This window comes from Pseudomonas sp. SDO5532_S415 (assembly GCF_054071155.1).
Genome location: NZ_JBSVWS010000183.1, coordinates 1 through 10,883, shown reverse-complemented (window position 1 = coordinate 10,883; position 10,883 = coordinate 1). Strand labels below are relative to the sequence as shown.

General features: G+C 60.4%; 7 protein-coding genes. 3 read left to right on the top strand and 4 right to left on the bottom strand.

From position 1 onward, the window contains the following. Positions 1–50 precede the first annotated feature (50 nt). The 3 genes from glgB to ACW9HW_RS25950 form a co-directional block, all read right to left on the bottom strand. The gene (glgB, locus tag ACW9HW_RS25960) at positions 51–2,285 is read right to left on the bottom strand and encodes a 1,4-alpha-glucan branching protein GlgB (protein WP_095194120.1); all 2,235 of its coding nucleotides are present in this window, start codon (positions 2,283–2,285) and stop codon (positions 51–53) included. Between the two features lie 2 nt (positions 2,286–2,287). Beyond that, positions 2,288–5,644, bottom strand: a complete 3,357-nt coding sequence (gene treS / locus ACW9HW_RS25955; protein ID WP_095194119.1) for a maltose alpha-D-glucosyltransferase — start codon at positions 5,642–5,644, stop codon at positions 2,288–2,290. A gap of 196 nt (positions 5,645–5,840) precedes the next feature. Beyond that, positions 5,841–7,838 carry an alpha-1,4-glucan--maltose-1-phosphate maltosyltransferase gene (locus ACW9HW_RS25950; protein WP_095194118.1) on the bottom strand — a complete coding sequence of 666 codons (1,998 nt, stop codon included), beginning with the start codon at positions 7,836–7,838 and terminating at the stop codon, positions 5,841–5,843. Between the two features lie 206 nt (positions 7,839–8,044). On the opposite strand from ACW9HW_RS25950, the gene ACW9HW_RS25945 reads away from it, so the two are divergent. Beyond that, on the top strand, positions 8,045–8,209 hold the full coding sequence (locus tag ACW9HW_RS25945) for a hypothetical protein (protein ID WP_170948655.1): 165 nt from the start codon (positions 8,045–8,047) through the stop codon (positions 8,207–8,209). Between the two features lie 127 nt (positions 8,210–8,336). Here ACW9HW_RS25945 and ACW9HW_RS25940 read toward each other — a convergent pair whose 3' ends face one another. After that, on the bottom strand, positions 8,337–8,840 hold the full coding sequence (locus ACW9HW_RS25940) for an MgtC/SapB family protein (protein ID WP_095194117.1): 504 nt from the start codon (positions 8,838–8,840) through the stop codon (positions 8,337–8,339). A 121-nt stretch (positions 8,841–8,961) separates the two neighbouring features. Here ACW9HW_RS25940 and ACW9HW_RS25935 point away from each other — a divergent pair, with 121 nt between their 5' ends. Next, on the top strand, positions 8,962–9,195 hold the full coding sequence (locus ACW9HW_RS25935; protein ID WP_095194116.1) for a DUF3203 family protein: 234 nt from the start codon (positions 8,962–8,964) through the stop codon (positions 9,193–9,195). 195 nt (positions 9,196–9,390) lie between these two features. Then, positions 9,391–10,821: a cytochrome c oxidase accessory protein CcoG gene (ccoG, locus tag ACW9HW_RS25930; protein WP_457402134.1), complete on the top strand. Its 1,431-nt coding sequence runs from the start codon at positions 9,391–9,393 to the stop codon at positions 10,819–10,821. The last annotated feature ends 62 nt before the right edge of the window (positions 10,822–10,883 follow it).

Genomic DNA, 10,883 nt, shown 5'->3' with positions numbered 1-10,883 from the left:
GATCCCTGTGGGAGCGAGCCTGCTCGCGAAGGTAGCGACGAGGTTGCGGATCAACCCTCCGGACTGAGCATCAACACCGCCAACGGCGGCAGATTCAGCACCAGCGACAACGCCTGGCCATGGCTCGGCGCTTCCTCGGTCGACGCCCCGCCGCTATTGCCATAGTTGGAACCGGCATAGGTCGACGAATCGCTGTTGAGCAACTCGGTCCAGCGCCCGGCAAACGGCACGCCGACTCGATACGCCTCACGGGGCACCGGGGTGAAGTTGGCCACCACCAGCACCGGCCGACCTTCCTTGCTCCAGCGCAGCCAGGCGTAGACGCTGTTGATCGCATCGTCGCCAATCAGCCACTGGAAACCTTGCGGTACGTCGTCCTGTTCGTGCAACGCCGGCTCTTCCCGGTACAGACGATTGAGGTCGCCGACCAGTTTCTGCACGCCCTTGTGTTCCGAGTATTGCAGCAAGTACCAGTCCAGTTGCTGGTCGTGGTTCCACTCGCGCCACTGGCCGAACTCGCACCCCATGAACAACAGTTTCTTGCCCGGATGTGCCCACATGAAGCTCAGGTAGGCCCGCAGGTTGGCGAACTTCTGCCAGCGGTCGCCGGGCATCTTGTCGATCAGCGAATGCTTGCCGTGCACCACTTCATCGTGGGAGATCGGCAGGATGAAACGCTCGGACCAGGCGTACACCAGGCCGAAACTCAGTTCGTTGTGGTGATGGGCGCGGTACACCGGGTCCTGCTGGATGTAATGCAGCGAATCGTGCATCCAGCCCATGTTCCATTTGTAGGCGAAGCCCAGGCCACCCTGTTGCGTACTCTGGCTGACGCCTGGCCATGCCGTGGATTCCTCGGCGATCACCAGCGCACCCGGCGCCTCCAGGGCGACCACGTCGTTCAGATGACGCAGGAAGTCGATGGCTTCGAGGTTTTCCCGACCGCCGTGGCGGTTCGGTACCCATTCGCCGGCCTTGCGCGAGTAATCGCGGTACAGCATCGACGCCACCGCATCGACCCGCAGGCCGTCGACGTGAAAATGCTTGAGCCAGTGCAGCGCCGAGGCCAGCATGTAGCCGTGCACCTCGGTGCGCCCCAGGTTATAGATCAGCGTGTCCCAGTCCTGATGAAAGCCTTCCTGCGGGTTGCCGTATTCGTACAGCGCGGTGCCGTCGAACTGGGCCAACCCATGGATATCGGTGGGGAAATGTGCCGGTACCCAGTCGAGAATCACGCCGATTTCAGCCTGGTGGCAGGCATTGACGAAGGCCGCGAATTCATCGCCGCTGCCGTAGCGCGCGCTGGTGGCGAATTGCGACAGCAGTTGATAACCCCACGACCCCCCGAACGGGTGCTCCATGATCGGCATCAGTTCGATGTGGGTGAAACCCAGTTCCTTCACATACGGGATCAACCGCTCGGCCAGTTCAGGCCAGGTGTACTGGCGGGCCACTTCACCCAGATCGTCCAGTTCGCATTGCCAGGATCCGGCGTGCAGTTCGTATATCGACAGTGGCGCCGTCGGACGTTGCCGTTCACCACGGGACTGCATCCAGTCCTGGTCCTGCCAGTCGATCTTCAGCGGTGAGGCGACTTTCGAGGCGGTGTCCGGCGGCAGTGAAGTGGCCAGCGCCATCGGGTCGGCCTTGAGTGGCAGAATGCCGTGCGCACCGAGGATTTCGTATTTATAGGCCTCCCCGGCCTGCAGGCGGGGAATGAATATTTCCCAGACCCCGGTGGGATGACGCAGGCGCATGGGATGCCGGCGACCGTCCCAGTTGTTGAAGTCACCGACCACCGACACCCTTCTCGCATTTGGCGCCCATACGGCGAAACGCACGCCGTCGACACCGTCGACCGTTTTCAGTTGCGCGCCGAGGCAACTGCTCAGGTCCCGGTGATTGCCTTCGGCAAACAGATACAAGTCCATCTCGCCGAGCAGCGGGCCAAAACTGTAGGGGTCTTCGGACAACTGTTCGCCACCGGCCCAACGGGTGCGCAGCTGATAGGACTGCGCCCGGTCGAAGTGACCGACGAACAGTCCAGGTGTCTGGGTGACTTCAAGGTTGCCGAGTTCTTCCCCGGAGTCCCTCGCCACCACCTGTACGCTCAAGGCGTCCGGCAGGTAAGCCCGAATATACTGTCCGCCGGCACCATCGCCGTGGGGGCCGAGAATTGCAAAGGGGTCGTGATGCTCGGCGCGCACCAGGGCATCGATATCCCGTGCCCTGGGCAACAGTGCTTCTTTGTGATGATGACCCTGTTCCTTGTTCGAGAAACTCATGACTACTCTCCACCAAGATCGGAAAAGGGTTTGAGCCCACTCAATAACCCGTACAGACCGTGCAACGGCACGGTGAGCCAGGTGGGGCGATTCTCTGCCTCATAGGCCACTTCATACGCTGCCTTCTCCAGGCCGAACAACGCCAGCGCGGCGTCCTCGCCCTCAGGATCTTGCCATGCATGGCCAAGCGTAGCTGCCGATTGCCGATAAGCGACCACAAATGCATGTTTTGCTTCATTTAAATATCGATCGGCAACGCGCTGGCGAGCGGCTTGTGCGCCTTCGGTGGTGTCGACGTTGTGCACGTTGATCGCCATTGCCGCCGCATAGTCGAAGGAACGCAGCACACCGCTGACATCTTTGTACGGGCTGTGTTTGCCCCGACGTTCGTGCAAGGGGCGCGCCGGCTCGCCTTCGAAATCGATCAGGTAGGCATCACCCTTGATCACCAGCACCTGGCCCAAATGCAAATCGCCGTGCACGCGAATGCGCAAGCCCCCGGCAGTCTGTTTCGCCAACGCCTGCACATGGCTGAGGATGGCTTTTTTGTTGTCCAGTATCTTGCTGACCAGGGTTTTGTCCGCCGGGTTCAGTTCGTTTTGATGCTGTTTGAGCAACTTCAACGCATGTTCGATTTGTGCCACGACATCTTTGGCGGTCGCCAGCGCATCTTTTTGCGTGGTGATTTGCGGGGCGAAGTCCGGGTTGTCGCTCGGCGCCGCCAGCACTTGATGCATTTCCCCCAGGCGCTGGCCGAGCATGCCGGCGAAATCCCTCAACTCGCCAAGCGCGTTGTAGTGCTGTTCCTGCTCGGACATGGCATCGGCCAACTCGTCGCGCAATGCCCGTTCGAGGTTGTTCTGCGTCCACTCCCAGGCATCGCCCTGATTACTCAGGTAGCCTTGGGCGATCATCAGCAGATTGTCTTCGCCAGCCCCGTCGCGACGTACCACTGAGCCCAGCAGCGGCGAGATATGGCGGAAACCGGCGTTCGTCAGGTACGCACTCATTTCCAGTTCCGGGTGCACACCCGACGCGACCTTGCGGATCAGTTTCAGCACCAGGCTGTTGCCGACCACCACCGAGCTGTTGGATTGCTCGGCCGACAGATAACGCACCTCCGACTCCGCCGTCAGGCCCAGTCTGGCCAGCTCGGCGGTGGGTTCGAAACGGATCTCGCCGCCATCGGAAGGCAGCACCGTGTTGTTGTGCATGCCCTGCAACACCGCGCGGATAAAGTTTTCCAGGCTGAACGCATCGGTGATCAAACCGACCTGAGGGCCGCGGCGCACCCTTGAAAGAGCAAGCTGCTGCGGCAACGCGGTACCGACCTGATCTTCGGCAATAAAACCGAACGGCAGTTGATACCGGCTGGTCTGGCCGGCGCTGGTCACTTCGATCTCACTCAACAACACCGGGTGTTGCGCATCACCGAAACGTACACCGTAGGCCAGGTTGACCTGTTCGATGGCGGCGTCCTTGCCGGCGAACCAGCGACGGTTTTGCAACCAGTTCGGCAGGATGCCCTGCTCCAGGGTGTGACGTGACGGTGCCTCGAGCAGTTCTTCCATGCGTTTTTTCAGCACCAGCGTGGTGAAGTCCGGCAGGCTTTGCGCCGGCTCCACGTGCCAGTTCGGCATCTGGTTCTCGGCGGCGAGGCCAAACCAATAGAACCCGTAAGGCGCCAGAGTCAGGAGGAAATTCAACTGGCCGATGGGCGGGAAGGCATTACCGCCGAGCATCTCCACCGGCACCATGCCGACGTACGCCGCCAGGTCCAGCTCCACGGCTTGTGCGCTGCGCGAAACGTTGGCCACGCACAGAATGATTTCGTGTTTGCCATCGGCTGCGGTGTATTCCCGGGTATACGCCAATACCCGGCGATTGGTCGGCGACAGCATTTTCAAGGTGCCACGACCGAAGGCCTTGGATTGCTTGCGCACCGCGAGCATGCGCCGGGTCCAGTTGAGCAGCGAATGCGGGTCGCCGGCCTGGGTCTCGACGTTGACCGACAGGTATCCGTATTGCGGGTCCATGATCGGCGGCAACACCAGGCTGGCCGGATCGGCGCGGGAGAAACCGCCGTTACGGTCGATGGACCATTGCATCGGCGTACGCACGCCATCGCGGTCGCCGAGGTAAATGTTATCGCCCATGCCGATTTCATCGCCGTAATACAGGGTCGGCGTGCCGGGCATCGACAGCAGCAGGCTGTTGAGCAATTCCACGCGGCGACGGTCGCGCTCCATCAACGGCGCCAGGCGCCGGCGAATCCCGAGGTTGATCCGCGCCCGACGGTCGGCCGCATAGTAATTCCATAGATAGTCACGCTCCTTGTCGGTGACCATTTCCAGGGTCAGCTCATCGTGGTTGCGCAAGAAGATCGCCCACTGGCAATTGGCCGGGATCTCCGGGGTCTGGCGCAGAATGTCGGTGATCGGGAAGCGGTCTTCCTGGGCCAGCGCCATGTACATGCGCGGCATCAGCGGGAAGTGGAAGGCCATGTGGCATTCGTCGCCGTTGAGGCCTTTTTTGTCGGTGTCACCGCTCTCTGTTTTACCAAAATACAGCTGCGTGTCTTCCGGCCATTGATTGGCCTCGGCCAGCAGCATGCGGTCAGGGTAGTTCGCGTCGATTTCGGCGCGGATCTGCTTGAGGACGTCGTGGGTCTCCGGCAGGTTCTCGTTGTTGGTGCCGTCGCGCTCGATCAGGTACGGGATCGCGTCCAGGCGCAAACCGTCGATGCCCATGTCGAGCCAGTAGCGCATCACCGACAGCACGGCTTTCATGACCTGCGGGTTATCGAAATTCAGGTCCGGCTGATGGGAATAAAAGCGGTGCCAGAAATACTGGCCGGCCACTGGGTCCCAGGTCCAGTTGGACTTTTCGGTGTCGAGAAAAATGATGCGGGTGCCATCGTACTTTTGGTCGTCATCGGACCACACATAGAAATCCCGCGCCGCCGACCCTTTCTTGGCCTTGCGCGCGCGCTGGAACCAGGCGTGCTGATCGGAGGTGTGGTTGATGACCAGCTCGGTAATCACCCGCAAACCACGCTTGTGCGCCTCGGCGATAAAGCGCTTGGCATCGGCCATGGTGCCGTAGTCGCTGTGCACGCCACGGTATTCGGCAATGTCGTAGCCGTCGTCGCGGCGTGGCGAGGGGTAGAACGGCAAGAGCCAGATGGTATTGACGCCCAGATCGGCGATGTAGTCGAGTTTGGCAATCAGGCCGGGAAAGTCGCCGATACCGTCGTTATTGGAATCGAAATAGGATTTGACGTGAACTTGATAGATGACCGCGTCCTTGTACCAGAGCGGGTCCTTGATGAACGTGGCTGCCTTGGGTTTCTTCGCCATTTGAAACTCCTGTTGAATTCGAAGTAAGCCCCGTTGGAATGGGAGCCTTTGTGGCGAGGGAGCTTGCTCCCGCTCGGCTGCGAAGCAGTCGCAAACCTATGAATACCCATCTTCCTGAAGAAACAGGGACCGCTACGCGCTCCAGCGGGAGCAAGCTCCCTCGCCACAAAATCTGATTCCCACAGGAGCGGAGTATCTAAGAGGTTGTAATCCGCCAAATCCCGAACGGCTGGTACGCCGGGTCGATCCGCATGAACTGGTACTTGCCGTGCCAGGTCCAGCGATGGCCATTCATCAAGTCTTCACCGTGGGTGCTGGCATCATCGGGCAGGCCCATTTCCCACAGCGGCAATTCGAAATTCGCCTCCTGAACGTTATGCGGGTCGAGGCTGACTGCCACCAGGATAAAGTTGCTGCCGTCGGCGCTGCGCTTGCCGAAGTACAGGATGTTGTCATTCCAGGCGTTGTAGATTTTCAGCCCCAGGTGCGTGTGCAGCGCCGGGTTCTGCCGACGGATGCGGTTGAGCTGGGCGATCTCGGCAACGATGTTGCCCGGCGCGGTGAAGTCCCTTGGGCGGATCTCGTACTTCTCCGAGTTGAGGTATTCCTCCTTGCCCGGTATCGGTGCCGCTTCGCACAGTTCAAACCCGGAATACATGCCCCACAAACCGGAACCCATGGTCGCCAGCGCCGCGCGGATCAGAAACCCCGGGCGCCCGGACTCATGCAGGAAGGCCGGGTTGATGTCCGGCGTGTTGACGAAAAAGTTCGGCCGATAACACTCGCGCCACGGCGATTCGTTGAGCTCGGTGAAGTAGGTCGCCAACTCCTGTTTGGTGTTGCGCCAGGTGAAGTAGGTGTAGCTCTGGGAATAACCGACCTTGCCCAGGCGCGCCATCATCGCCGGCGTGGTGAAGGCTTCGGCGAGGAAGATGACGTCGGGATACAGCGCCCGCACGTCGGCGATCAGCCATTGCCAGAACGGCAGCGGCTTGGTGTGCGGATTGTCGACACGAAACAGCTTCACGCCCTCAAGGACCCAACCAACGACGATATCGCGCAACTCGACCCACAGGCTCGGGATCGCCTCGACGGCATAAAAGTCGACGTTGACGATGTCCTGGTATTTCTTCGGCGGGTTCTCCGCGTATTTGATCGTGCCGTCCGGGCGCCAGTTGAACCAGCCAGGATGCTGCTGCAACCAGGGATGGTCCTGGGAACACTGGATGGCGAAATCGAGAGCGATCTCCAGACCATGGTCGGCGGCGGCGGCCACCAGGCGACGGAAGTCTTCGCGAGTGCCCAGTTCCGAATGAATCGCCTCGTGCCCGCCCTCCTCGCTACCGATGGCATAAGGGCTGCCCGGATCATCCGGACCTGCCGTCAGGGAATTGTTCGGGCCTTTGCGATAGCTGCGGCCAATCGGGTGGATCGGCGGAAAATACAAGACGTCGAAACCCATGTCCTGAATCATCGGCAACCGCGAATGCACATCGTTGAACGTACCGTGCCGCGCCGGATCGTCGGTGATCGAACGCGGAAACAACTCATACCAACTGGCAAACTGTGCCAGTGTACGCTCGACATCCACCGGGAACTCGGGACTCAGGCTCAGGTAAGCGCGCAGATCGGCCTGGGCCATCAGGTCGGCGCTACGTTGGTGCAGAAACAGGGCGACCTGCTCGGTTTCCAGCAGCCCGGACAGTTCATGGTGCAACGCGGCCAGTTGTTCGCGCAGCGGTCCTTCCGCCCGATCGGCGGCTTGTTGAACCTGAAGGCGGCCTTCCTGCAGTTCCAGGCTGACGGACACGGCGGCCAGGTGCTTTTTTTCCAGCTCATAGCGGAAGCTGGCGAACTGATCGATCCAGGCTTCGATACAGAACACACAGCGGCCCTGCTCCTCGACGCGGAACGCGCCTTGCCAGCCGTTATTGCCCAGATCGGCCATGACTTCGCTGTGCCAGACCTCCTCGCCATCGGCACGCCAGCGCACGCGCACGGCGAGCTTGTCGTGACCGTCGGCAAACACCTTGCTGGTCACCACCACGTCCTGGCCCACAACAGCCTTGACGGCAAACTGCCCGCCTTCGAGGGTCGGCATGGTGTTTTCAATCACGATTCGCGGCAGCAGCAACGCCTGAGACAGCGGAATGTGCGGGTTGTAGCTCAACTCAGTCGGTTTTTCAGCAGTCATCGAGCATCTCTCCTTTACGCCCCAAGGACGCTCTTGTGTCTGATCGTCATCCACATCGGTAGATCCCTCGCCGAATGAACTCACTTAGGTTCCGAGCGACTGGTGCGTGCAAAAGTTCATCGGCAATTGACTGGAATCAAATCCCTCGCACGGCGGTCAACCAACTTAAGCACGACTCACGCCATGTGCCACTGGAGGCTTGAACGATGACCAATCCATTCCCCGCCAAAACCCCCGACCCGAACATCGACGATCCGGTGATCCCGCCGACCGATCCGCAACCCGTGCCCGAACAAGAGCCGCCAGGCAGCACCCCGCCACCCCGGGAAGAACCGCCGACGACCATGCCGCCGGTGATCGTCAATCCCTGAATTTGCACACATCCCCTGTGGGAGCGAGCCTGCTCGCGATGACGGTATTCCTGCCATGACAGAGGCGGCGGATGTCCCGGCCTCTTCGCGAGCAGGCTCGATCCCACAGGAAATGGCAGCGTGACGCCTACGAGGAGTCGCGGTCCTTTTCGAACCTGTTCACAATCATCGGCATTACGCCGAGGATCAGTAACGCCAGGAACGTACTGAGCACCGCTGTCGCCTCCCGGCCCAATCCGGCCGAAACGCCGATGGCGGCGGTCATCCACAATCCGGCGGCCGTGGTCAGGCCTTTGACGTGGCCCTCATCACCGTCCTGGTTCTTCAGTATGGTCCCGGCACCGAGAAAACCGATTCCGGCGATCACCCCCTGCACCACCCGGCTCATGGCATCCGCCTGGGAACCGGACATCTGCGGCACCAGCACGAACAGCGCCGCGCCGAGTGCCACCAGCATGTGGGTGCGCACGCCCGCGGCCTTGCCCTTGTGTTCGCGTTCAAAACCAAGAATCCCGCCCAGCACCGCCGCCATCAGCAGGCGCACGGTAATACGGGTCAGTTGCGAGGCATCGCCGATGTCGGCAAATTCAGCTTGCAGGGTCACCCAGACTTCATGCCACCAGGCGTTCATGGCGCTGTCCTTGTGAGAAGGGCTATGGAAGATGGACCGCGCCGACCATTAATCGGTTGCACAGAACGATAGTCGGTGCCAATGCCCTAACGTGTAACCCGTCGCAAAAAAGGATCACGTCATGTCCGTACGCATCCAGAACCAGACCTGTTTCTTTACCACTGAAAATGGCGAGGAAATTCGCCTGTGCCCCGATGTGACCATCATCACTGACAGTGACAAAGCCATGTCAGCGGTAGACCTCAACGGCCAGCGCATCTACATCACCGAAGCAGAAGCCGACGCATTGACCGTAGCAGGCGCGGTGGATGGTCGCCGGCATTTGAAGGCTACGGACAGTGATTCGGTGATTTGACTGACCCGCATCAACAACCTCCGCAAGCGCCTGGTATAGGCGTTTGCGTCCCGCCGCGACGGGTGCTTCAACTTGTCGCATGCCCGCCTTCAGAAACCATCTGATCCGGTTTTTATTGCAATACCTGAGTCTGTTATGCAAACAGATCGCCGCTCATAGTGCTCATGCCTGATGGAGGCTGATGAGCGAAAGACCATGAGCGAGCTAATCCCCGTCCGAACCGTAGAAAGCACCACGCCAGTCAAGATTCATGAACCTTCACGCCCAAAGATGAAGGTCAAGACCAGTGACAACCTGATCCACACCCGCAGCTTCACCGGCCTGTTCCGCAACCTGCGCATCAGCGGCGCAGGCTTCCTGTTCCTGCTGTTCTTCGGCACAGTGTGGTTGAACTGGGGCGGCCGCCAGGCGGTACTCTGGGACCTTTCCGAAAGCAAATTCCACATCTTTGGCGCGACGTTCTGGCCGCAGGATTTCATCCTGCTTTCGGCGCTGCTGATCATCGCCGCATTCGGTCTGTTTGCGATCACCGTATTCGCCGGACGGGTCTGGTGCGGCTACACCTGCCCACAGAGCTCCTGGACCTGGATCTTCATGTGGTGCGAGAAAATCACCGAAGGCGAACGCAACCAGCGCATCAAGTTGCAAGCCGCGCCCTGGGGCCTGAACAAGTTGATGCGCCGCTCGACCAAACACACTTTGTGGCTGGCGATCAGCCTGCTGACCGGCCTGACCTTCGTCGGTTACTTCACGCCGATCCGCCCGTTGGCCGAAGAGCTGCTGACCTTGCAGATGGGTGGCGTCAGCCTGTTCTGGGTGTTGTTCTTCACCGGCGCCACTTACATCAATGCCGGTTGGCTGCGCGAAGCGGTGTGCATGCACATGTGCCCCTATGCGCGGTTCCAGAGCGTGATGTTCGACAAAGACACCCTGACCATTTCCTACGACGTCGCCCGTGGCGAAAACCGTGGCCCGCGCAAACGCGAGGTCAAACCGGCGGAAGTCGGCCTGGGCGATTGCATCGATTGCCAGGTCTGCGTCCAGGTCTGCCCCACCGGCATCGACATCCGCGACGGTTTGCAGATGGAATGCATCGGTTGTGCGGCGTGCATCGACGCCTGCGATTCGATCATGGACAAGATGGGCTACGAACGCGGCTTGATCAGCTACACCTCGGAGCATCAGTTGCAGGGCGGCAAGACTCACCTGCTGCGGCCACGCTTGATCGGCTACACCACCGTGCTGCTGGTGATGATCGCGGCGCTGGTGGTCGCGCTGATGGAGCGGCCGATGGTGTCGCTGGATGTGAGCAAGGACCGGGGCCTGTTCCGCGAGAACAGTCAGGGGCAGATCGAAAACATCTACAGCTTGAAGGTCATCAACAAGACCCAGCTGCGCCAGGATTACCACCTGACTCTGGTCGACGGCGACGGCTTCCAGTTGCAAGGCAAGTCCGAACTGAGCCTGGCGCCCGGCGAGATCGTCGATGTGCCGGTATCAGTGGCGATGACGACGGAACGGCCAAGCAGCAGCTCGCAGAGCATCAGCTTCAAGATCGTCGACAGCGATGAGCCCGGCATTTTCAGCGTGGCGAAAAGCCGGTTTGTTGCGCCGCTGAACCGTTGATCCCTTAGACTGCGGTGCCCTCATTCGCGAGCAGGCTCGCTCCCACAGTTGACCGTATATCC